22 protein-coding genes are annotated in these 23,286 nt (G+C 64.4%); 17 read left to right on the top strand and 5 right to left on the bottom strand.

Features of this window, described 5'->3' with window-relative positions:
* Positions 1-86 precede the first annotated feature (86 nt).
* Together dnaN and dnaA are read right to left on the bottom strand one after the other, a co-directional pair.
* A complete protein-coding gene (dnaN, locus tag HV744_RS10465) occupies positions 87-1,190 on the bottom strand; it encodes a DNA polymerase III subunit beta (RefSeq protein ID WP_175149436.1) in 1,104 nt (367 codons plus the stop codon).
* 220 nt (positions 1,191-1,410) lie between these two features.
* On the bottom strand, positions 1,411-2,994 hold the full coding sequence (gene dnaA, locus HV744_RS10460; RefSeq protein WP_175149435.1) for a chromosomal replication initiator protein DnaA: 1,584 nt from the start codon (positions 2,992-2,994) through the stop codon (positions 1,411-1,413).
* A 382-nt stretch (positions 2,995-3,376) separates the two neighbouring features.
* On the opposite strand from dnaA, the gene rpmH reads away from it, so the two are divergent.
* The 4 genes from rpmH (at position 3,377) to yidC (ending at position 6,045) form a co-directional block, all read left to right on the top strand.
* Positions 3,377-3,511, top strand: a complete 135-nt coding sequence (gene rpmH / locus HV744_RS10455) for a 50S ribosomal protein L34 (protein ID WP_004198824.1) — start codon at positions 3,377-3,379, stop codon at positions 3,509-3,511.
* A 19-nt stretch (positions 3,512-3,530) separates the two neighbouring features.
* The gene (locus tag HV744_RS10450; RefSeq protein WP_425497682.1) at positions 3,531-4,010 is read left to right on the top strand and encodes a ribonuclease P protein component; all 480 of its coding nucleotides are present in this window, start codon (positions 3,531-3,533) and stop codon (positions 4,008-4,010) included.
* 115 nt (positions 4,011-4,125) lie between these two features.
* Complete coding sequence (gene yidD / locus HV744_RS10445; protein WP_007180115.1) at positions 4,126-4,356, top strand: membrane protein insertion efficiency factor YidD; 231 nt, start codon at positions 4,126-4,128, stop codon at positions 4,354-4,356.
* 30 nt (positions 4,357-4,386) lie between these two features.
* A complete protein-coding gene (yidC, locus tag HV744_RS10440) occupies positions 4,387-6,045 on the top strand; it encodes a membrane protein insertase YidC (RefSeq protein ID WP_175149433.1) in 1,659 nt (552 codons plus the stop codon).
* A gap of 156 nt (positions 6,046-6,201) precedes the next feature.
* Here the strand turns inward: yidC and HV744_RS10435 are convergent, their stop codons facing one another.
* A complete protein-coding gene (locus HV744_RS10435; protein WP_175149432.1) occupies positions 6,202-6,606 on the bottom strand; it encodes an XRE family transcriptional regulator in 405 nt (134 codons plus the stop codon).
* A 370-nt stretch (positions 6,607-6,976) separates the two neighbouring features.
* On the opposite strand from HV744_RS10435, the gene mnmE reads away from it, so the two are divergent.
* From mnmE to HV744_RS10420, 3 genes are all read left to right on the top strand, one after another.
* Positions 6,977-8,371 (top strand): tRNA uridine-5-carboxymethylaminomethyl(34) synthesis GTPase MnmE, encoded by a 1,395-nt coding sequence (mnmE, locus tag HV744_RS10430; RefSeq protein ID WP_175149431.1) that lies wholly within the window; start codon positions 6,977-6,979, stop codon positions 8,369-8,371.
* Between the two features lie 173 nt (positions 8,372-8,544).
* Entirely contained in the window at positions 8,545-9,750 is a 1,206-nt protein-coding gene (locus tag HV744_RS10425; protein WP_175149430.1) for a tyrosine-type recombinase/integrase, read from the top strand.
* 248 nt (positions 9,751-9,998) lie between these two features.
* Positions 9,999-10,160, top strand: coding sequence for a hypothetical protein (locus tag HV744_RS10420; RefSeq protein WP_175149429.1), 162 nt, complete (start codon positions 9,999-10,001; stop codon positions 10,158-10,160).
* Between the two features lie 90 nt (positions 10,161-10,250).
* Here the strand turns inward: HV744_RS10420 and HV744_RS10415 are convergent, their stop codons facing one another.
* Complete coding sequence (locus HV744_RS10415) at positions 10,251-10,580, bottom strand: ecotin precursor (RefSeq protein ID WP_175149428.1); 330 nt, start codon at positions 10,578-10,580, stop codon at positions 10,251-10,253.
* A 291-nt stretch (positions 10,581-10,871) separates the two neighbouring features.
* Between HV744_RS10415 and HV744_RS10410 the strand changes: the two genes are divergently transcribed.
* The 8 genes from HV744_RS10410 (at position 10,872) to HV744_RS10375 (ending at position 20,308) form a co-directional block, all read left to right on the top strand.
* Complete coding sequence (locus HV744_RS10410) at positions 10,872-12,497, top strand: methyl-accepting chemotaxis protein (RefSeq protein WP_175149427.1); 1,626 nt, start codon at positions 10,872-10,874, stop codon at positions 12,495-12,497.
* A 53-nt stretch (positions 12,498-12,550) separates the two neighbouring features.
* A complete protein-coding gene (locus HV744_RS10405) occupies positions 12,551-13,015 on the top strand; it encodes a chemotaxis protein CheW (protein WP_175149426.1) in 465 nt (154 codons plus the stop codon).
* Positions 13,012-14,463, top strand: coding sequence for a CheR family methyltransferase (locus HV744_RS10400; protein ID WP_175149425.1), 1,452 nt, complete (start codon positions 13,012-13,014; stop codon positions 14,461-14,463). The genes HV744_RS10405 and HV744_RS10400 overlap by 4 nt, the downstream gene beginning before the upstream one ends.
* Positions 14,456-15,136 (top strand): chemotaxis protein CheW, encoded by a 681-nt coding sequence (locus HV744_RS10395; protein ID WP_175149424.1) that lies wholly within the window; start codon positions 14,456-14,458, stop codon positions 15,134-15,136. Before HV744_RS10400 ends, HV744_RS10395 begins: the two co-directional genes overlap by 8 nt.
* The gene (locus tag HV744_RS10390; RefSeq protein WP_175149423.1) at positions 15,133-17,532 is read left to right on the top strand and encodes a hybrid sensor histidine kinase/response regulator; all 2,400 of its coding nucleotides are present in this window, start codon (positions 15,133-15,135) and stop codon (positions 17,530-17,532) included. The genes HV744_RS10395 and HV744_RS10390 overlap by 4 nt, the downstream gene beginning before the upstream one ends.
* 5 nt (positions 17,533-17,537) lie before the next feature.
* Positions 17,538-18,554 carry a chemotaxis response regulator protein-glutamate methylesterase gene (gene cheB, locus HV744_RS10385; protein WP_175149422.1) on the top strand — a complete coding sequence of 339 codons (1,017 nt, stop codon included), beginning with the start codon at positions 17,538-17,540 and terminating at the stop codon, positions 18,552-18,554.
* A gap of 61 nt (positions 18,555-18,615) precedes the next feature.
* Positions 18,616-19,734, top strand: coding sequence for a diguanylate cyclase (locus tag HV744_RS10380; protein WP_175149421.1), 1,119 nt, complete (start codon positions 18,616-18,618; stop codon positions 19,732-19,734).
* A 31-nt stretch (positions 19,735-19,765) separates the two neighbouring features.
* Positions 19,766-20,308 (top strand): Lrp/AsnC family transcriptional regulator, encoded by a 543-nt coding sequence (locus HV744_RS10375; RefSeq protein ID WP_246278998.1) that lies wholly within the window; start codon positions 19,766-19,768, stop codon positions 20,306-20,308.
* Between the two features lie 75 nt (positions 20,309-20,383).
* On the opposite strand, the gene HV744_RS10370 is transcribed toward HV744_RS10375, so the two are convergent.
* Positions 20,384-21,211 carry an SDR family NAD(P)-dependent oxidoreductase gene (locus HV744_RS10370; RefSeq protein ID WP_175149420.1) on the bottom strand — a complete coding sequence of 276 codons (828 nt, stop codon included), beginning with the start codon at positions 21,209-21,211 and terminating at the stop codon, positions 20,384-20,386.
* A 178-nt stretch (positions 21,212-21,389) separates the two neighbouring features.
* Between HV744_RS10370 and HV744_RS10365 the strand changes: the two genes are divergently transcribed.
* Entirely contained in the window at positions 21,390-22,325 is a 936-nt protein-coding gene (locus HV744_RS10365; protein WP_175149419.1) for a GlxA family transcriptional regulator, read from the top strand.
* A gap of 71 nt (positions 22,326-22,396) precedes the next feature.
* Entirely contained in the window at positions 22,397-22,822 is a 426-nt protein-coding gene (locus HV744_RS10360; RefSeq protein WP_175149418.1) for an HIT family protein, read from the top strand.
* The last annotated feature ends 464 nt before the right edge of the window (positions 22,823-23,286 follow it).

The raw sequence follows: 23,286 nt of genomic DNA, 5'->3' as shown, positions 1-23,286 counted from the left end.
AAGGTTGCTGCTCTGGACTTTTCAAAACGCCATAAAAACGCCAAAGGGGCGCTGCGCCCCTTGGTGTGTTCTTGGTATTGGACGCGTCAGATGCGCATCGGCATCACCACGTATTTGAATTCGTCGTTCTCGGGAATCGTGATCAACGCGCTGGAGCTGGCGTCGCCAAGGCTCACTTGCAACATGTCGACCTTCAGGTTCGCGAGCACGTCGAGCAGATACGTGACGTTGAACCCGATATCGACGCTGTCGCCGCTGTACGCGATTTCCAGTTCTTCCTGCGCCTCTTCCTGATCGGCGTTGGTGGACATGATCTTCAACTGGCCCGGCTCGATGATGCAGCGCACGCCCTTGAACTTGTCCGACGTCAAAATCGCCGCGCGTTGCAGCGAACGCTGCAGTTCTTCGCGGCCAATCAGGAATTGGTTCTTGTGCGACTTCGGAATCACACGCTGGAAGTCGGGGAATTTGCCTTCCACCAGCTTCGACACCAGTTCGACCTGGCCGAACGTGAACTTCACCTGCGTTTGCGCGATGTCGATCTTCAGCGTGTCGTCGATGTCTTCCAGCAGGCGCTGCAATTCCAGAATCGTCTTGCGCGGAATGATCACTTCCTGACGCGAGAACGAGCCTTCAATCTTCATCGACGAAAACGCCAGACGGTGGCCGTCGGTTGCGACCGCCATCAGCTGGTCGCCGTCCACCACCAGCAGCATGCCGTTCAGGTAGTAGCGAATGTCCTGCTGGGCCATCGAAAAATGGACCATGCCGAGCAACTGGCGAAACGTCTTCTGGGGAACCACGAGGTTCGCGCCGTAGTCCCTAGCTTGCGCGACCGTCGGGAATTCGTCCGCGGCCAGGGTTTGCAGCGCAAAGCGGCTCTTGCCGGATTGCACGGTCAGGCGCTTGTCGTTCAGCGTGAGCGTGACCTGCCCGTCGGGCATCGCGCGCAGAATGTCGAGGAGCTTTCGTGCCGCCACCGTGGTCGCAACCGAATCGCCGCCCACGCCGAAATCGGCACGCGTGGTGATCTGCAACTCGAGGTCGGTCGACAGGAACGACACGTCCGGGCCGTTCTTGGTAATCAGCAAATTGGCGAGGATCGGCAGCGTATGGCGGCGTTCGACGATGCCGCTCACAGTTTGCAGCGGCCTGAGGAGGTTATCGCGTTCGGTCTTGACCAGTTGCATAGGGTTCCTTCGTTGATATAACGGCCTGCGCGCCTTGCCAGGCAAGCTTCGCAGCATGCAGCCGTGGCTCCCCGCCGGCACCATGCAGCGCCTGTCGCGGCGTGAAATCCGCCCGCGGCCGCCGGGCGGTTAAACCTGTATTGTGCCTGAAAACGGAACCGCCTCACTAAATTGGGGGCGAGTTTGGAAATAAACAGGTCGATTTCTCCGTCCGGGTCGCTTAGCCCTTCAGGGTCTGCTCCAGCACGTGCAATTCGTGGTTCAGTTGCGCGTCCTTGCTGCGCTCGTCGGCAATCTTGCGCACCGCGTGCAGCACGGTGGTGTGGTCGCGCCCGCCGAACAGCTCGCCGATTTCCGGCAGGCTCTTCTGCGTCAGCTCCTTCGCCAGATACATCGCGATCTGCCGCGGCCGCGCGATGTTCGCCGGACGCTTCTTCGAATACATGTCGGCGACCTTGATGCTGTAGAAGTCAGCCACGGTCTTCTGGATGTTTTCCACCGAAATCTGCCGGTTCTGCACCGTCAGCAGGTCTTTCAGCGCTTCTTTCGTCAGTTCGATCGTGATTTCGCGACCGTGGAACTTCGAGTACGCGAGGATCTTGCGCAACGCGCCTTCGAGCTCACGGACGTTCGAGCGCAAGTGCTTGGCGACGAAGAACGCGACGTCCTCGTTCAGGCTCACGAATTCCGATTGCGCCTTGCGCATCAGAATCGCGACGCGCATTTCCAGCTCGGGCGGCTCGATCGCGACCGTCAGGCCGGAGTCGAAGCGCGAGATCAGGCGGTCGTCGATGCCTGAAATTTCCTTCGGGTACGTGTCGCTGGTGATGATCACTTGCGCCTTGTTCGCGACCAGTGCCTCGAACGCGTAGAAGAATTCCTCTTGCGTACGCGACTTGCCGGAGAAGAACTGAATATCGTCGATCAGCAGCAGGTCGAGCGAGTGGTAATAGCGCTTGAAGTCGTCGAACGCCTTGCGCTGATACGCCTTCACCACGTCGGACACGTACTGTTCCGCGTGGATGTAGCGAATCCGCGCGCCGGCCTTGTCCATCAGAAGCTGATTGCCGATCGCGTGAATCAGGTGGGTCTTGCCCAGGCCCACGCCGCCATACAGGAATAGCGGGTTGTACGAGATGCCCGGGTTGTCCGCGACCTGAATCGCCGCGGCGCGGGCCAGCTGGTTGGCCTTACCGGTCACGAAGTTGTCGAACGTCAGAACCGGGTTCAGCTTCGAGCGCTCGTACATCGAGTCGCTTTCGCCGCTGCTGTTCGAGCCGGCGCTTTGGCCCGGACGCCAGGTGCGGCGTGCGGCCGCAGCTTCGTTCGCGTCGAGGCTCGGCAGATCGAGGTCGGCAGCGTCTTCAGCCGCCGCGCGGGCGTTCGCGTGTTGCGTCGCCATCGCCTGGTTGGCGCGCGCCATTTGCGCGGCTTGCACGGCGCCGACAGCCGCTTCCACCACGGCGCCGCCGGCGGAATGACCGCCGGGGTGACCACCCATCGGCGCGGAAGAAGCCGGACGTGCCGGTGCCGCTGCCGGGGGGGCGCGCATGCTGGCTTTCGGGTCCAGTACGAATTGCACGTCGACCGGGGCGTGCCAGAAATCGCGGGCCATATCCGCGATGCGGCCGGAGAACTGGCTCTTGACCCAGTCGAGCTTGAAGCGGTTCGGCGCGGCGATGCTCAGTGTGTTCGCAGCGGCGTCGAAGGCGACCGGGGCCAACGGTTTGATCCACGTCACATACTGCTGGGGCGTAAGCTCACGCTCCAGCAATGCGGAACAGTGTTGCCAGAAATCGTTCATCGAGTTGCTGTCGTTATGTATGCACGGCGGTCGCCGCTGCCCTTGTCGCGCGCGCAACAAGGCCCTGAGCAGCCAGGCGTAACGGCTCCAGGCGCTTGTGCCACAAGGGTTTGCGGAGCAAGCGAGCCGGAGCGGCGTGCAGGATTTTTGGGAAGTAAGGCGAGATTCTAACGCCAAAACGGACCCGCAAGGGAGTTATCCACAGGGACGGATCATCTGGCGAAGCAGGCCGGCCCTGCGGCCGAACCAGGCTAAACTATTGACGGCCAACGGAAAAGCGGTTTAAATAGCGGGTTCCGCGAAAACCAATTTCGGTAAACCTCCGGCCATTGCGCTTTCAGCGATGATCGCGCGGTTTTTTTTTCGATCAAGTGAGAGCAACATGAAACGTACTTACCAACCTTCCGTCACCCGTCGCAAGCGTACCCACGGCTTCCGCGTTCGCATGAAGACCGCAGGTGGCCGCAAGGTCATCAACGCACGTCGCGCGAAGGGCCGCAAGCGTCTCGCCATCTAAGGCGAGCGGATTGCGCGCTGTGACCGAAGCCCGCGGTGAAGCGGGAGCGGCAGGGGCGCAGCAACTGGGCTCGGTTCCGTTGCGAGCGCAAGCCGCCTTCCCCAAAGCCGCAAGGCTGCTGAAAACGGATGAATTTTCATCCGTTTTTCGTTTGCGCCCGTGGCGCCGCACCGCGCACTTCGTGGTGTATGGCCGGCCCACCGGCAACGACGCTCGCTTAGGCCTCGTGATCGGCAAGAAGTATGCGCCGCGCGCGGCCACGCGTAATCTGGTACGTCGAATCGCGCGTGAGGCCTTCCGGCTGCGTCGCGCGGAATTCGGCGGTTGGGATGTGCTGCTGCGTTTGCACACGCGCTTCGACAAGAAGGCTTTGCCGAGCGCCTCGTCGCCGCCGTTGAAGGCGCTGTGCCGCAGTGAAATCGAGACGCTGCTCGACAAGGCAGCGCGAGAAATTGTCCGTCGCGAGGCGCCGCCCGCGGAAGCGCCCAAGACGGAATGACGCTCACGTGACAGCCCGTATTGAAGTTTCGGCAGTTCTGGCAGTTTTGGCCGCCCTGCTGCACGGGCGTCACCCGGTACTCCACGTTGCGCGGCGCCGTCGGGCCGCACCAGCCATGCAAACGGTACTCATCGCTTTATTGCGTTTTTACAAGGTTGCCGTGAGCCCGATGCTCGGCAACCGGTGCCGCTTTTACCCTTCCTGCTCTGATTACGCGCGCGAAGCAATCCAGTATCATGGCGCCGCGCGCGGGACTTATCTCGCCGCCAGGCGTATTTGCCGCTGCCACCCGTTTTCCGCGGGCGGCATCGATCTCGTCCCGCCTCCCACTTCTGAAAAGCGCTGACGCGCCGTTCCATCGACACTGAGACAACGCATGGATATCAAACGCACCGTCCTATGGGTCATCTTTTTCATGTCAGCGGTCATGCTGTTCGACAACTGGCAACGCGACCACGGACGCCCGTCGATGTTCTTCCCGAGCGCCACGCCGACCAAGACCGTCGGTAGCGCCGCACCGGGAACCACGACGCCGGGAACCCAGCCGGCCGAACTGCCGGCCACCAGCGCAGCCGCGCCCGGCAACGCGCCGGCGGCGACGCAATCGCAACTCGTGAAGTTCGCGACCGACGTCTATAGCGGCGAAATCGATACGCGCGGCGGCACGTTGTCGCGGCTGTCGCTCGTCAAGCAAGGCGAAGACGGCAAGCAGGAACTGGTGATCACGCTGTTCGACCGCACCGACAACCACACGTATCTGGCCCGCACGGGTCTGCTCGGCGGCGATTTCCCGAACCACAACGACATCTTCACGCTGATGCCGAATCAGCAGACTCAACTGACGGGCGACGAAAAATCGTTCCAGCTCAGCTTCGAGTCGGCGGAAAAGGGTGGCGTGAAGGTCATCAAGACCTACACGTTCACGCGCGGCAGCTACGTGATCGGCGTCGACACGAAGATTCAGAACGTCGGCACCGCGCCGGTGACGCCGTCGGTCTATATGGAACTGGTGCGTGACGACCAGCCGGTGGAAACGCCGCGCTTCTCGCACACGTTCATCGGACCGGCTGTCTACACCGACCAGCATCACTTCCAGAAGATGACGTTCGGCGACATCGACAAGAACAAGCAGGATTACGCGACGCAGGCCGACAACGGCTGGATCGCGATGGTCCAGCATTACTTCGCGTCGGCCTGGATTCCGCAGCAGGGTGCGAAGCGCGACATCTACGTCGAGAAGATCGATCCGTCGCTGTATCGCGTCGGCGTGAAGCAGCCGTTGCCGACCATCGCGCCGGGCCAGACGGTTAGCGTGTCGGCGCGCCTGTTCGCCGGTCCGGAAGAAGAGCGCATGCTCGAAGGCATCGCGCCGGGTCTGGAACTGGTGAAGGACTACGGCTGGGTGACGATCATCGCGAAGCCGCTGTTCTGGCTGCTCTCGAAGATTCATAGCTATGTCGGCAACTGGGGCTGGTCGATCGTGCTGCTCACGGTGCTGATCAAGGCGGTGTTCTTCCCGCTGTCGGCCGCGAGCTACAAGTCGATGGCGCGCATGAAGGCGATCACGCCGCGCATGCAGGCGCTGCGCGAACGCTTCAAGGGCGATCCGCAGAAGATGAACGCGGCTCTGATGGAGTTGTACAAGACCGAGAAGGTCAATCCGTTCGGCGGCTGTCTGCCGGTTGTGATTCAGATTCCGGTGTTCATCTCGCTGTATTGGGTACTGCTGTCGTCGGTCGAAATGCGCGGTGCGCCGTGGATTCTGTGGATTCAGGATCTTTCGCAGCAGGATCCGTACTTCATCCTGCCGGTCCTGATGGCCGTCTCGATGTTCCTGCAGACCAAGCTGAACCCGACGCCGCCGGACCCGGTTCAAGCCAAGATGATGATGTTCATGCCGATCGCGTTCTCGGTCATGTTCTTCTTCTTCCCGGCCGGCCTGGTGCTGTACTACGTCGTGAACAACGTGCTGTCGATCGCGCAGCAGTACTACATCACGCGCATGATGGGCAAGACGAAGGTGAAGCCGGCCTGAGGTCCGGTCCGGGGCGCGCGGCAACGCCCGCGTCGGACTGACTGACGCAAGCCGACACGCTGGCTGACAGAGCAAGAGCAGCGGCAAAAAAGAAGCCGCCCGGTGCAAACCGGGCGGCTTTTTTCATGAGCGCTCAAATATAAGACGGCGCATCAACTACTCTTCAGCGTCTTCACCGTAAAAACGCTCGATCATCTCCTCGACCAGGTTGCGGTCTTTCGGCATCAGCGACGCGATCTTCGAAGCAAGTTCGATCGTTTCCGGCGTGGGCGGATATTTCTCGCCGCGCGCCAGCGGTCTGGTGCTTGAGCCTGGTGGCGGTCCGTAGTGAAGCCAATGCTCCTTGACGTTCAACCATTCGGCTAACGTGCGCAACTTGTCCGGCTTCGGGATCGTCGTACCCGTGAGCCATTTGTGCGCGGTTTGCGGCGTCACGGGACGCTCACCGTGATAGCGAAGATTGAATTGCTCGGCGAGCTTGGTCCCGCCGCGAATCTTGAGCGGCTCCAGCAGATCCTTCAACCTCTTGGCGAAGGCGGCTTTTTCTTTGTCGGTTGGCATGGGCCAGATTGTGCAATTCAGCGTCCAACCAGTTGACAACCAGGCAAGTTTTGGTTTAGCGTATTTGAGATAGTTTTAGCTTGCGATACGCGTGGCGCAAGGCGTTTCGAGGAATTTGATTTTTGCCAACTTTTCATTGTCTGGCCGGGTTCTTCGTGTTCGGCTTGTCTTGTTTCGTCCTAATTATTCTCAGATAGCGTAGTAGTAATCCTAGCTTATTTGAGATAAATCTGAATTGTCCGGATAAAGCAGCGACCGATCGGGTCGTCGCGCGTCGCGACGCGGCCGTCATGCGCGCCCGCGTTACAATGCCTCGCGCCGTATCGACCGGCGCTGCCCCGCCCTTCTCTCCGCTTCTTGCCACGCTCTCATGCTGACCACCGATTCCGATCCCATCGTCGCCATTGCTACCGCGCCAGGCCGGGGAGGTATCGGTGTCGTGCGGATTTCGTTCGGCCGCGCGGGAGAGGCGGCGGCCCTGCCGCTGATGCAAACGCTCACCGGCCAGGCGCTCGCACCGCGCCACGCCAGCTACGTCCCGTTCCTCGACGCCAGCGGCAACGCGCTCGACCGCGGCATCGCGCTGTACTTTCCGGCGCCGCACTCGTACACCGGCGAACACGTGCTCGAACTGCAAGGCCACGGCGGTCCGGTCGTGCTGCAACTCGTGCTGCAACGCTGCACCGATGCTGGCCGCGCGTTCGGCCTGCGGCTGGCCGAGCCGGGCGAATTCACCCGCCGCGCATTCCTGAACGACAAGCTGGATCTGGCGCAAGCGGAAGCCGTCGCCGATCTGATCGAGGCCAGCACCGAGGCCGCCGCGCGTTCGGCGGGCCGCTCGCTCGACGGCGCGTTTTCGCGCGACATCCACGCGCTGGTCGAAGAAGTGATCACGCTGCGCATGCTGGTCGAAGCGACGCTCGACTTCCCGGAGGAGGAAATCGACTTCCTCGAAGCCGCCGATGCTCGCGGCAAGCTCGCGCGCATTCGCGAGCGCCTCGCGCAGGTGCTGAGCGAAGCGCGGCAGGGGGCGTTGCTGCGCGAAGGCTTGTCGGTGGTGCTCGCGGGGCAGCCGAACGTCGGCAAATCGTCGCTGCTGAACGCGCTGGCCGGCGCGGAACTGGCCATCGTCACCCCGATCGCGGGCACGACACGCGACAAAGTCGCGCAGACCATTCAGATCGAAGGCATTCCGCTGCACGTGATCGACACCGCCGGCCTGCGCGACACCGAGGACGAAGTGGAGAAGATCGGCATTGCGCGCACGTGGAGCGAGATCGAGCGCGCGGACGTAGTGCTGCATCTGCTCGATGCGCGCGCCGGCATGACCGCCGAAGACGAGTCGATCGCCGGGCGCTTTCCGGGCGGTGTGCCGGTGGTGCGCGTGCTGAACAAGACCGACCTGACGGGCCTCGCGCCGGCGACGCAAGCGCTCGACGCGGATCTCGATCTCAGTGAAGTGCGGTTGTCGGCGAAACAGGGCGACGGCGTGGCGCTGCTGCGCGACGAGTTGCTGCGGATCGCCGGTTGGCAGGCGGGCGCGGAAAGCGTCTACCTGGCGCGCGAGCGGCATCTGATTGCATTGCGCGCCGCCCAGGAGCATCTGGCGACGGCGGCCGCGCACGCCGATCAGAACTCGCAGGCACTGGATCTGTTCGCCGAGGAACTGCGGCTCGCGCAGGATCAGTTGAACTCGATTACCGGCGAATTCAGCTCGGACGATCTGCTCGGAGTGATTTTCAGCAGATTCTGTATTGGCAAGTAGAGAAGAAGCTGGAATTCCCGGGCACACACGACATATAAGGCTCATGAGGCCACTCCGGCCTGCCGTTGAGCGGCCCTTTCACTACCTCTGTTGACACAAAAATCCACATATCTTTGGTACACAACCGCGATAAAGCTTAAAATCGCGGCTGTCTGCGTATCAACGATTCGAGCATGCCCCGCTTAGCCGTCCCTCTCACCGAATCCCGGATCCGCGCGCTCGAACCGCGCGCGACCCGCTATTGCGTCGCCGACGGCAATGGCCTCGTGATCGAAGTCATGACGACCGGCACCAAGGTCTGGCGCTTCCGCTATTCGTTGCACGGCAAACGCCAGCCGCTCGCGACAATCGGCGACTACCGGATGATCTCGCTGCGCGTCGCGCGGGCCAAGGCCCAGAAGTACGCGGAGATGGTCGCGCAGGGCATCTCGCCGGTCGCCACCGCGCGGCGCGATCGTGGCGCCGAAAGCAAGGCGGACGTTCTGAGCGAAGCGGCCGATCTGTATCTGGCCACGGCCATGGCGGACAAGTCGGACGAATATCGTCGCACCACCCGCCGCGCGCTCGACAAGGACGTATTGCCCGCGATCGGCGGCAAGCCGATCAGCGCGGTCACCGCCGACGACATCGTCGCGATCTGCGAGCGGATCAAAAGCCGGGGTTCGCCGAAAATGGCGCTGCACACGCGCAACGTGGTCAAACGCCTGTACGCGTATCTGATGGCCCGGCAACTCGCGACCTGCAATCCGGCCGAGGTCGTGCCGGCGCGCTCCATCGCCAGCTTCGACAGCCGCACCCGCGTGCTCTCCGGCGACGAGATCGGCACCATGCTGCGTGCAATCGACGCATCGAGCATTCGCCGGCCCCTGAAGCTGGCGCTGCATCTGCTGGTGCTGACGATGGTGCGCAAATCGGACCTGGTGGAGTCGACATGGGCCGAATTCGATCTGGACAACGCGGTGTGGACGATCCCCGCCGCGCGCCTGAACTCCGAGCGGGACCGCCTCGTCTATCTGCCGCATCAGGCGGTCTCGATGCTGCGCGAGCTTCATCGCGCCAAGGCGAGCCGAAACTTCGTATTCCCGAGCGTCAGGGGCGACGACCGGCCCATCGCGAGGAGCACGCTGAACCAGGCCGTCAAGGCACTCGGGCTCGAGGTCGAGCATTTCGTGCTGCACGACTTCCGGCGCACGGCGGCGACGCACTTGCGCGAGATCGCGCAGCGAGAGGATGCGCAGGCCGACGCATCGGCGCTCGCGTCGGAAAGTCTCCGGCAAGAGGACGAAGCGGCGGAGCAGCGTCGAAACCTTCTGCGTTGGGCGGACTTTGTCGATAAACAGATTGAAGCCGGGCGGCAAGCGGTGAGCAGCACGGTCTGACGGGCGTTGCCGCGGGTTTCGGCGTGGCCTCGCGGTCCCCTTTGCAACGCTCATTTGATGGTACACACGTCAAGATGGACTGGACGCAAGCCGCCGCAGTCAAAAGGAAATCAGATTCCCCGCGAGGTTTCAAAGGTGAGGCTTTGCGCCGTAGAAAAACACTTCTCGCGCTCGCTTCACACTGTCCTTCTTTCCCCCATTCCATCGCCTAAACTGAAGCAACGATGCACTCCGATACGGAGGTTCCGATGTCTGAATCGTTGATCGCTTATTTGATGGGGCCTGCCGTGATGGTGTTGGTCGGCCTTGCCATCTGGGCGGCGTCCCGCTATCACCGCGACACGAAGCCGCCAAAGTTCGAGCGCTGGCTCGATACGCACTATGCGGAGTGGCTGCATCACAAACACTGAGTGGCGTATCAAGCAAATGAAAAGGCCGTCGTATCGAGCGACGGCCTTCTTCTTTGAGGCGCGCGCATCGACTGCGCGCATCTGGGGCGACTACCAACCCGGTTGAGGCTGAGGCTCCCCGTACCCGTACTGTCCGGGCGGCGGCGCAGCGCATGCGACATAGGCGCGCTGGTACTGGTCATAGCAATATCCGGGCGGCGGCCCCGCATAGACCGGCGCGGGCTGATACGCCGGCTGTGCATAGACTGGCTGCTGGTAAGCCACCACCGGCGCCGGATTCAACGCGGAGCTGACCACCGCGCCCAGCACGGCGCCACCGATCAGCGCGCCGACCACGTCGCCGCCATTCCCGTGAGCCGACGCTTGCCCCGCTGCGCTCAGACTCCCAACCATCAACAACGCCACTGCGATCTTTTTCATGTTTAGCTCCCGCCGTTCCGGCATGGGACAGATTGTGGATGGCGCGCGCAGAAATAGATGCTGCAAGTGGTAACGGAACATTACGATATAAGCGCGCCCTGGCAACCGGGCCTGCCGCCCGCGCGTGCCCATTTGTCAAACGCAAAACAATCCCCCGATCAATGTAAAATCCGCCGCATAACCCGTCGGACAAATCCGACGACTCGCAAGGCTTTCCGACCTTCGATTCCGAGTCAGACCGGCGTCAAGCAGCCGGGGGCGAGACAAAGCCAATACGTAAGGGGCGTGCGCGTGAAACAATGGACCATCCGGCAACGGATTCTGTGCAGCTTCGGGATCGTGCTGATCGTGATGCTGGCAATGGCAATCGTCACTTTCGAGCAACTTGGCGGTATCGACCGCGATGCGAAGAGTCAACAGCAGGACTCGATGCCCGGCCTCTACTACGCGACGGCGATGCGGGCGGCGTGGTTCGAGAACTACTCCGTGACGCAGCGTCTGATCTACATCGACGCGGACCCCGACACCGTGAAGCGCGACACCACGCGTTTGCAGGAAACCCAGCAGGCGCTCCAGAAGCTCCTCAACGACTACAGCGCGACTATCTTCCGCGAAGTCGACCGCGAACTGTTCAACGATTTCCGCCAACAGCACGCGCAGTACCTGCCGATCCAGATGACGCTGCTGAACGCCTTGCCGGCCTCGAAGGACAACGCCGCGCGCATCTTCAGCACGCAGCTCACGCCGATCTGGGAAACCGGCCGGCTCTCAGTGCGCAAGCTGGTCGAAAACAACAAGAGCTATGCGGACCAGTCCGCCGACAGCATCCGCAACTCGGTCGAGACGACCCGCATCGTGCTGCTCGTGATGCTGCTGCTCGCCGCGGCTGTCGCCGTTCTGGCCGGTTACTGGCTGCTGCGCGCCGTCACCACGCCGATGGCCAAGGTGCTGCAAGTGGTCGACGTGATGCGCACCGGCGACCTGACACAACGCCTGCAACTGAATCGCGCGGATGAAATCGGCGCGCTCGAAGCCGGCTTCAACCGGATGACCGACGAACTCACCGCGCTGGTCGGCCAGGCGCAGAAGTCGGCGGTGCAGGTCACCACGTCGGTGACGGAAATCGCCGCGACCTCGCGCGAACAGCAAGCCACCGCGAACGAAACCGCCGCCAACACCACCGAGATCGGCGCGACGTCGCGCGAAATCTTCGCGACCTCGCGCGATCTGCTGCGCACCATGAACGAAGTGTCGGAAGTGGCAAGCCAGTCGGCGGCGCTCGCCGGCACCGGCCACGCCGGTCTCACGCGCATGGAAGAAACCATGCGCCTCGTGATGGAAGCGGCCGGCTCGGTCAACGCGAAGCTCGCGATCCTCAACGAGAAGGCCAGCAACATCAATCAGGTCGTCGCCACCATCACGAAGGTTGCGGATCAGACCAACCTGCTCTCGCTGAACGCGGCGATCGAAGCGGAAAAAGCCGGCGAATACGGCCGCGGCTTCGCGGTCGTGGCGACGGAGATCCGCCGGCTCGCCGATCAGACCGCCGTCGCGACTTACGACATCGAACAGATGGTCAAGGAGATCCAGTCAGCGGTGGCTGCGGGCGTGATGGGGATGGACAAGTTCTCCGAGGAAGTGCGGCGCGGCATGCTCGACGTGCAAAACGTGGGCGGTCATCTCACGCAGATCATCCAGCAGGTGCAGCAACTCGCGCCGCGTTTCTCGTTGGTCAACGAGGGCATGCAGACCCAGGCGACCGGCGCCGAGCAGATCACCCAGGCGCTGACGCAACTGTCGGAGGCCGCGCAGCAGACGGCGGAATCACTGCGCCAGTCGACTCAGGCGATCGACGATCTGACGCACGTCGCCAACAGTCTGCGCACCGGCGTATCGCGCTTCAAGGTGTTGGCCTGACGCGCCACGGCGAACCGGCAAAACCCGCCTCCTTCACGCCCGCCCATACGTCGATGCTCTTCATCCTCTTCACGCTCGATAGCGAACGCTACGTAATCGATGCGACGCAAGTGGAGCGTCTGATGCCGCTCACGCCGCAGTCGCCGCCGAAGACGATCCCCGGCGCGCCGTCGTGGGTGGCCGGCGTGCTCGATCACGAAGGCGCGCCGCTGCCGGTGATCGATCTGCTGGCGCTGGCGCTCGGCCGCCCCGCCGCGCAACTGATGTCGACGCGTGTCGTGCTGGTGCGCTATCCGCACGCGGGCAGCGTGCGCCTGCTCGCGGTGCTGCTCGAAGGCGCGACCCGCACGATTCGTCTGGATGCCGAAGCGTTTCACGAGACCGGCATCGACCTGCCGCACGCGCGCTATCTCGGCCCGGTCGCCAGTGAAGCGGGCGGCCTCGTGCAGTGGGTCCGCGTCGAGCATCTGCTGCCCGACGACGTGAAGGCGCTGCTGTTTCCCGAGGCGCACACATGAACGCGCATCACGACAACGCACTGCTGTATCGACGCTTCGCCGAGCTGCTGCATCGGACCATGGGGCTCGACGCCGCGTCGCTCGGTCATCACGCGATCGAACGCGCGGTCGACCAGCGCGCCGCCGTGTGGTGCGCGGACGGTCACGCCGGCGCCACGCTCGCCGACTACTGGGACGCGACGCAGACATCGCCAGCGCTGGTGCAGACGCTGATCGAAACCGTGGTGGTGCCGGAGACCTGGTTCTACCGCGACGCCGACGCCTTCAAGGCGCTCGCGCGGCTCGCGCATGAGCGCCTCGACGAGCGCGGTGCGGGACTGCCCCTGCGCATCCTGAGCCTGCCCTGCTCGACCGGCGAAGAGCCGTACACGATCGCGATGACCTTGCTCGACGCGGGCATCGACGCCGCGCGGCTGCGCATCGACGCGATGGATATCAGCGAACGCTCGCTCGCGCTCGCGCAGCGCGCAATCTACGGACGCAACTCGTTTCGGGGCAATGTGTTGGCGTTTCGCGACGCGCACTTCACACGCGCTGAAGACGGCTGGCGTCTCGCGCCGCGCATCGTCGACACGGTGCGCTTCTCGCACGCCAATCTGATGCAGCTCGACGCGTCGACGCTCGGCGTCTACGACTTCGTGTTCTGCCGCAACGTGCTGATTTACTTCGACCGCGAAACGCGGCAAACCGCGTTGCAGGCGCTCAATAGCGTGCTCGCCGAAAACGGCACGCTGTTCGTCGGTCCGGCGGAAACCGGACTGCTGATGCGCTACGGCATGCAGTCGGCGAAGATTCCGCTGGCGTTCGCGTTTCATCGCGGCGCGCCCGCCGACGTGCAGCCAGACAACTGGCACACCGCGCCGCTCGCCACGGCCGCCGCGCTTGCGATGACGCATTCGCCGGTGCCCGCGCTCGCGCCCGCACAGGTGTTCTCCGCCGAGCCTTTCGCGTGGCCCGATCCGGTTGCCCGCGCACCGCTCGACGGAGTGACGCGTTCAACGCCGCTCAACGGTATCGCGCAGTCCACCTTGTTCAACGGACTCGCGCCTCATCTGGGCAAACCGTCGACGCCCGCATCGCACGCGAACGCGCACGCCCCGCAACCGCCGCAGACCGCCGCGCCGACCACCGCCGCCCGTGACACGCTGCAAGCCGCGCACGCACTGGCCGACGCCGGCCGCCTCACGGCAGCCGCCACCGCGATCAACGCTTACCTGGAACAACACGCGCCGCACGCCGACGCGTTCTACCTGCTCGGCGTGCTGGCCGATGCCAGCGGCGACACGAACCTCGCCCGCGGCCAATATCGCAAGGCGCTCTATCTCGATCCTCAGCACGCTGAAGCGCTCGCGCATCTGGCGACGCTGCTCGAACTCGAAGGCGATCGCGACGGCGCGCGCCTGTTGATGCAGCGCGCGTCGCGCGCGCAGGGAGCGCCACGTGGTTGACGATCGCAGGGTGGCCGTCGACGATTGCTGGAACCGCATCGGCGTGCGTGGCGATTCGTCGTGCGAGCGGCTCGTCGAATACGTGCGATGCCTGAATTGCTCGGTGTTCGAAACGGCCGCGGCCAAACTGCTCGACCAGCCGATCCCGCTGGTGGATCTGTCGCGGCACGACATTCGCGCGCCGGCGCAACAGCAGCACGACGCGCAAGGTGCGAGCGAATCGTTCCTCGTGTTCCGGATCGGCGCCGAATGGCTCGCGCTGCCTACGCCGATCTTCAAACGCATCGTGCAGACGCGGCCCATTCATACGTTGCCCCATCGGCAGCATCGCGCGGTGCTGGGCGTCGTCAATGTGCAGGGCGAATTGCTGGTGTGCCTGTCGCTCGCGCATCTGCTCGGCTTCGAACCCGACACCGCCGCGCATGACGATCGCTCGCGTCACGATCTGCCGCGCTTGCTGGTGGTCGCGCGCGCCGAGGAGCACGCGGTGTTCCCCGTCGATCAGGTCGACGGGGTGCATCGGCTCGCGTCGGCCACCTTCCGTTCGCCGCCCGCGACGCTCTCGCAAGCGGCCGCCGCGCATACGCGCGCGGTCGCGCCGTGGCGCGGCATGAGCGTCGGCCTGCTCGACGCCGACGCGCTGCTCGACACGCTGAACCGGAGTCTCGGATGACGGACGACCCGCGCCGCCCGTCGCTGATCGATCTCTTCCGCGAAGAAGCGCGGACCCAGGCTCGCGTGCTCAACGACGGCCTGCTCGTGATCGACCGCGCGCCCGGCGACCCCGCCGCGCTCGAAGCCTGCATGCGGGCCGCGCATTCGTTGAAGGGCGCGGCGCGCATTGTCGGCGTGCAGGTCGGCGTCGAACTCGCGCATGCGATGGAAGACTGCTTTGTCGCCGCGCAGGAAGGGCGCGCGTTGCTCGACGCCGAGTGGATCGACGAGTTGCTGCGTGGCGTCGATATCGTCGCGCGCATCGGCAACGATGAAGACGAGTCGGCGCGCGACGCGGTCGGCGCGTGCGTAGCCGCGTTGCAGGCGCGGATGGCCGGTGTGGTGCCGCATGGGGCGGCCGTGCGGCGTGAGGTGGTGCCGCCGGTCGCTGCTGTTTCAGCGGCCGCACCCGTTGTGGTCACTCAGCCGCCTGCTGCAACAGCCGATGCCTCCAACGATGCGGATGCCGCCTTCAACCTGCTAGCCGACGCGCTGCGCGCCGAAGCTGCCGAAGCGATGACACCCGCCGTTGCCCCCGCCAGCGTACCGCCCGGTACGCCCGCCAACGCACCTGCATCAGCGAACGCAAACAGCAGCGCCAACGAACCCGGCCGCATGCTGCGCGTCCGCGCCGACAACCTCGACCGTCTGCTGTCGCTGTCCGGTGAATCGCTGGTCGAATCGCGCTGGCTGAAACCCTTCGCGCAATCGATGCTGCGCGTCAAACGCGTCCAGCGCGACAGCACCCGCGCGCTCGATCGGTTGCACGAAACGCTCGCCGACCTGAAGCTCGACCCGCGCGCGCACGCCGCGCTCGAAGAACTCCGGCGCCTGACCGCCGAATCGCAGCATCTGCTCGCCGATCGTCTCGCCGATCTGGAGAGCTTCGATCGCCGCTCGACGCATCTGTCGCAACAGCTTTACGACGCCGCGCTGCAATGCCGGATGCGTCCGTTCGGCGATGGCACCGGCGGACTCGCGCGCATGGTGCGCGACGTCGCGCGTTCGCTCGGCAAGAAGGTCCGCTGGCAACTGGTCGGCGAATCGACTCAGGTGGACCGTGACATTCTCGATCTCCTCGAAGCGCCGCTCGGCCACATGCTGCGCAATGCGCTCGACCACGGCATCGAAGCGCCCGCCGTGCGGCTCGCGCGCGGCAAACCGGAAGAAGGCACGCTCACGCTCGACGCGCGTCACACGGCCGGCGCGTTGCTGATCACCGTCTCCGACGACGGCGCGGGTATCGATCTCGAAGCGCTGCGTGCGTCGATCGTGCGCAAGAAACTGGCGAGCGGCGAAACGGCCGCGCGTCTCTCGGAAGCCGAGCTGCTCGAATTCCTGTTCCTGCCGGGCTTCTCGCTGCGCGATCAGGTGACCGAGGTATCGGGCCGCGGTGTCGGACTCGACGCGGTGCATGACGTGGTCAAACGGGTGCGCGGCACGGTGCGGATCACGCAGGAGCCAGGTCTCGGCACGCGCGTGCAGCTGCAATTGCCGCTCACGCTGTCGGTGATCCGCAGCCTGCTGATCGAAGTCGCGGGCGAGCCCTACGCGGTCCCGCTCGCGCACGTGAACCGCACGCTGCATGTGAGCCGCGCGGACATCGAATTGCTCGAAGGCCATCAGCACATCGCGTTCTCCGGCCGGCGCATCGGCGTCGTCACCGCGCATCAGATCCTCGACACCGCGCCGCCCGCCGATCAAGGCGGCACCGTCTGCATGATCGTGATTGGCGACGGCCCGCAAACCTACGGTGTAGTGGTCGACCGCTTTCTTGGCGAGCGGATGCTGGTCGTGCAGCCGCTCGACCCGCGCCTGGGCAAGATCCGCAACATCACGGCCGGCGCGTTGATGGAGAACGGCGATCCGGTGCTGATCGCCGACGTCGACGACTGGCTGCGTTCGGTCGAACGGCTGGTGGCGGGCGGCGATCTGAAGCACGCGCAGCACGGCGGTGCTCGAGCGGCGCAGCGCGCCACCCGGCGCGTGCTGGTGGTCGACGATTCGCTCACCGTGCGCGAGCTCGAACGCAAGCTGCTGGCCACGCGCGGTTACGACGTGACGATCGCCGTCGACGGCATGGACGGCTGGAATGCGGTGCGCGGCGAGCGCTTCGATCTCGTCATCACCGACATCGACATGCCGCGCATGGACGGCATCGAACTCGTCACGCTCATCAAGCGCGATCCGCAACTGCACGCGCTGCCGGTGATGATCGTCTCATACAAGGATCGTGAAGAGGATCGCCGCGCCGGTCTCGACGCGGGCGCGGATTATTATCTGGCGAAAGGCAGTTTCCATGACGAAGCACTGCTCGATGCCGTGCGTGATTTGATCGGCGAGGCCTACGGGTAAAACGGATGAAGATCGGAATCGTCAACGACATGCCGCTCGCCGTCGAGGCACTGCGGCGCGCGCTCGCGGCGCGCCCCGATTACGAGGTGCTGTGGGTCGCGCAGGACGGCCAGCAGGCGGTCGATTTCTGCGCCGCCCAACGGCCCGACATCGTGCTGATGGATCTGGTGATGCCGAACGTCGACGGGATCGAGGCCACGCGCCGCATCATGGCGCGCGCGCCGTGCGCGATCCTGATCGTCACCATCGACGTGGCCGCGAACGCGTGGCGCGTCTACGAAGCGATGGGCGCGGGCGCGCTCGACGCCGTCGATACGCCGTCGCTGAACGGCCCCGACGCGCACAAGAGCATCGCCACGCTGATCGCGAAGATCGACCGCATCGGCGCGCTCGTCAAGGAGCGCCATGCGCCCGGCGCGGCTGCGTCGGCGGGGATTGCGCACGTGACGAATCGCCATACGCCGCTGGTGGCGATCGGCGCGTCGGCGGGCGGACCGGCCGCGCTCGCCACGCTGCTCGCCGGGCTACCGAAGGATTTCAACGCGGCGACCGTGATCGTGCAGCACGTCGACGCGGCGTTCGCCGCCGGCATGGCGGACTGGCTGAACCAGCAATCGGCGCTGCCGGTGCGCATCGCCCGCGAAGGCGACCGGCCGCAAGCGGGCGTCGTGCTGCTCGCCGCCAGCGACGATCATCTGCATCTCAAGCTGCCCGACGTGCTCGGCTACACGCGCGTGCCGGAAGAGACGCCGTACCGCCCTTCCGTCGACGTGTTTTTTCACAGCGTGGTGGCACGCTGGCCGGCGCACGCGATCGGCGTGCTGCTGACCGGCATGGGCCGCGACGGCGCGATCGGACTCAAGGCGATGCGCACCAAGGGTTACCACACGATCGCACAGGACGAGGCGACCAGCGCGGTGTACGGCATGCCGAAGGCGGCCGCCGCACTCGACGCCGCCGCCGCGATCCTGCCATTGCCACGCATTGCCGCCGCGCTCGCCGCCGCGGCAAGCGCACGATAGAACGGACCCTGGCCACCTATGAGCCCGCTTCGATTCACTGACATTCATTCTGGCTGACATCATGGACACTCCAAAACCGCATCAGAACACCACCGCGCGGGGGCTCGCAGAACACGACGCGAATGCGCAGGCGCTCGCGGTGGACGCGGAGGACGCGCCCAACCTCGCCATCGACGACGCGTTGGCGCGCATCCTCGGCAATCCGCCCGCAGCCGAGTGCCCGATCATGGTGTTGCTGGTCGACGATCAGGCGATCATCGCCGAGGCGATCCGCCAGGCGTTGGCCGACGAAGCGAGCGTCGACTTCCACTACTGCGCGTCGCCCGAAGAAGCGGTGCATGTCGCCGCGGAAACGCGCGCGACCGTGATCCTCCAGGACCTCGTGATGCCCGGCACGGATGGCCTCACGCTGGTGCGGCAATACCGGCAGAATCCGGCGACGCGCGATATTCCGATCATCGTGCTGTCGACCAAGGAAGAGCCGCTCGTGAAAAGCGCGGCCTTCGCCGCCGGCGCGAACGACTATCTGGTGAAGCTGCCGGACCGCATCGAGCTGATCGCGCGGATCCGCTATCACTCACGCTCGTATCTGAACCTGCTGCAACGCGACGAGGCCTACCAGGCGCTGCGTCAATCGCAACAGCAGTTACTCGCGACCAACCTCGAATTGCAGCGGCTCACGCATTCGGACGGGCTGACGGGTTTGTCGAACCGGCGTTACCTCGATCAGTATCTGGCCGCCGAATGGCGTCGCGGCATGCGCGACAAGACCGGCGTCGGCTTCCTGATGATCGATGTGGATAACTTCAAGGCCTACAACGACACCTACGGACACGTGGCCGGCGACGAAGTGCTCAAGCGGGTCGCACAAACGGTCGAATCGTGCCTCGGACGCTCGCCGGATCTTGCGGCGCGCTTCGGTGGCGAAGAATTCGCGGTGGTGGTACCCGGGACGTCGTCAGGCGGCTTGCGCCTGCTCGCGGAAAAAATCCGCATCGCAATCGAGAATCTGGCGATTGCGCATTCGGGTTCGGCGACGGGCGTCGTGACGATCAGCATTGGCGCGGCGACGCTCGTGCCGTCGGCCAGCGAGCCGGTGACGACGTTGATCGAAGCCGCCGACGTCGGCCTGTATCGGGCGAAGCGGGATGGGAAGAATCAGGTGGCGGTGAGCGATTGATTGCTGCGGGCAGCGGTGGAGAAGTGATGCCGTGTTCCGCCCTGCCCGCTTCTCAGCATTGCCACGCTGCCGCGCCGGCCGGCGCATCGCCTCGATATTTGCTGCGCGCATCGGCGAGCACGCTCGCCTCGATCACGCCGTCGTCCGCGAGCGCCTTCAGCGCGGCCAACACGATAGCCTTGCGATCCACTTCGAAAAATGCCTGTTCAAGCAACAGGTCACGCTGCTGAATCCGGAACCGCTCGGACTGCGCATCAACGTGTTCATTCAGGTGAGCCTGGAAAAGCAGATGGAAGACGCGCTGCAACGTTTCGAGCAGGCGATTTCGGAGCGCCCCGAGGTGATGGAGTGCTACCTGATGACCGGCGACGCCGACTATCTGCTGCGCGTGGTCATGCCGGATATGCAGGCGCTCGAACGCTTCATCGTCGATCATCTGACGAAGATTCCGGGCATCTCCAATATCCGCTCGAGCTTTGCGCTCAAGCAAGTGCGTTATAAGACGGCGCTGCCGCTGCCGTCGTCGGAATTGACGCTGGCCGATCCCGACGACGTTGCGACAGATTGGCGGTGAGCTGCGCCGACCGCCAGTCAATCCGCTAGCGGACCACGCACTAGCTGACCGCGCCTTGCTGGCCAACCGCCGTCGTCAAGCGGCCTTGGCACGCGTGTAACGCGCAGCGGGCAGCTTGTGCGACAGATTCGGCTGCAATTGCTGGCGAGCGCTATTCAGGCGCTCCCAATCCGCCGCGTCCGGCAAGGACGGAATCGTCACCAGTTCGCCCTGGTCGAGACCGGCGAGCGCGGCGTCCACCATGTCCTCGGCGCTCATCACGATCTGCGTGGGCAAATGTTCGACGGCCAGCCCCGCGCGGTCCCAGAATGCAGTGCTGGTGGCGCCCGGCAACACGGCCTGCAACTGCACGCCTTTGCCGCCCACCTCGTGATGCAGCGACTGCGTCAGGTTCAGCACATACGCCTTGGTGCCGCTGTAGGTGCCGTTCAGCAACTCCGGCGACAGCGCCACGATCGACGAAATGTTGATCACGATGCCCTTGCCGCGCTCGACAAAGCCTGGCACGGCCGCCGCTGTCAGGCGCGTGAGCGCGGTCACGTTCAGATCGATCATCTTCTCCAGCGCATCGACATCGGAGTCGATCAGCGGGGCCGTCGCGCCGACGCCCGCGTTGTTGACCAGCATCGTGATGGCGTGATCCGTGCGCAGCCGTTCTTCGATGCGGCGCACGTCGGCCTTGACGGTCAGGTCGGCGCTGACGGTGTCCACCTGCCGTCCGGTTTCCTTCGTCAGACGCTCGGCGAGGCCGTTCAGCCGCTGCCCGTCCCGTGCGACCAGAATCAGGTCGTAACCGCGCCGCGCGAGGCGGTCTGCATACACCGCGCCGATGCCCGACGACGCGCCCGTCACCAATGCCGTCCCTTTAATCCCTTGGTTCCCTTCGCTTGCTTGCGTTGCCATTTGAAACTCTCCTTGCGGGCCTGGCGAATCGCGCCGCTGCCCTGTCCGATGAATGGGATAACCCGTGAACCTTCGCCGCCGCACCGTTTTAACGCGGCATGGCGGGGTTGACGAGGCAAGTCTAGGCGCGTAGTCTGCCGTCTCAAATGTCGTATTTACCTCGTTTTAGGACATCGCGATGAAGCACGTCGGCATAGTGGTTTTTCCCGGCTTCCAGATCCTCGATATGGTCGCGGTCTCGGTGTTCGAACTGGCGAATCTGGAGGCGGGCCAGCCCGAATACGACGTGGAAGTCATCTCCGAACGCGGTGGGATGGTGCGCAGTTCGTCGGGCGTCGAGATCGCCACGCGGCCGTTCGGCGATCCGGCGTATGACACGGTGGTCGTCACCGGCGCGATGGAGATCACGCCGTCATCGCCCGGCATGCTGGTGTTTTTGAACGACGCGCTCGCCGCGTCGCGCCGCACCGCCAGCATCTGCACCGGCGCCTTCGTGCTGGCCGAGGCCGGCATTCTCGACGGCCGCCACGCGACGACCCACTGGGCTCACGCGCGCAATCTGCAGCAGCGCTTTCCCGACACTCGGGTCGACGACGACCGCATCTTCATCGTCGACGGTTCGGTGTGGACCTCGGCCGGCATGACCGCGTGCATCGATCTATGTCTGGCGCTGGTCGAAAACGATCTCGGCGTGGACGTGTCGCGCGCGATCGCGAAGAAACTCGTGGTGTATCACCGGCGCACCGGCGGGCAATCGCAATTCTCGGCGATGCTGGATCTCGAGCCGAAATCCGACCGCATCCAGAACGCGCTCTCGTACGCGAAAGGCCATCTGCGCGAGCCGTTGACGGTCGAACAACTGGCCGACGTCGCGCATCTGAGTCCGCGCCAGTTCAGCCGTGCGTTTCGCGACGAGACCCGGCAGTCGCCGGCCAAGGCGATCGAGGCGTTGCGCGTCGAGGCCGCGCGCGCCATGCTGGAAGCTGGCCGTCATTCGATGGAAGCGGTCGCGGCCGACACCGGCTTCATCGACACCGAGCGGATGCGGCGCGCATTTCTGCGCGCGTACGGCCAGCCGCCGCAAGCGATCAAGCGCGCGGCGCGTGCGCTGTAACAGATGTGGTGGACAATGTCGACGACAGTGCCTCACCCCGATATGAACTTGCAACCAGGAAAGGAAGCGCGATGAACTATGACGACGGCAATCCCTTCGCAAGGATTCTGCGTGGCGAACTACCCTGCATCAAAGTGGCCGAAAGCGACGCTGCGCTGGCCTTCATGGACCTGATGCCGCAAGCCGACGGTCATCTGCTGGTTGTGCCGAAAGAGGCGGTGGCGGAGATTTTCGAGTTGTCGGACGCGTCGCTGGTGGCGAGCATGCGCATGACGCAGAAGCTCGCGATCGCCGTTCGCGCAGCCTTGCGCCCTGACGGCGTGTTCATCGGACAGTTCAACGGCGCCGCCGCGGGACAGACCGTGCGGCATGTGCATTTTCACGTGATCCCGCGTTGGGAAGGCCATCCGCTGAAGATGCACGCACGCGAAGTTGCCGATATGGACACGCTCGAAGCACTCGCCAAGCGTATCCGCTCGCACTGGCGCGCCGACTGACGCTGAACGCCGCCGAACGCCGGGCGTGGTTACGCGCCGTAACATCTGTAAAAGCCGTTGAAACCAGCGACGAGCGCGACGCGACTAGACTGTGATTTGCCTTGTAGCCTCAAGGCATTGAGTGTGGATCTCTTTTTAGCCTGCCCGAAACGGCAGGCTTTTTTCTTGGCGGTCCGGCCCCGCAGCTTGCCACAGCGCCTGGCGGACGTAAAAAAAAACCCGCGCGTGGCGGGTTGTCGATTCGCTAGCTAGCGCTGGTGCGGCGCCGGACCCGTGATGAGGCGGCGGCACACGGCGGCCACGCTGCACCAGACGGCCATGCACTCACACACGCCTGCATCCGACAGACACGCAAATGCGCTTCGACGGCTGCAGGCACGCGGGCTCGTTCGCCGCCACTAGCATCGACGACACCAGTTTGCGCGCTAAATCGCCTGTCCGGCGGCGTGCCACTTCAAGATGGC

Source organism: Paraburkholderia ultramafica, from assembly GCF_902859915.1.
Classification (GTDB): domain Bacteria; phylum Pseudomonadota; class Gammaproteobacteria; order Burkholderiales; family Burkholderiaceae; genus Paraburkholderia; species Paraburkholderia ultramafica.
Note: the sequence above shows the minus strand (reverse complement) of the source record. Positions and strands in the feature narration are given on the sequence as shown.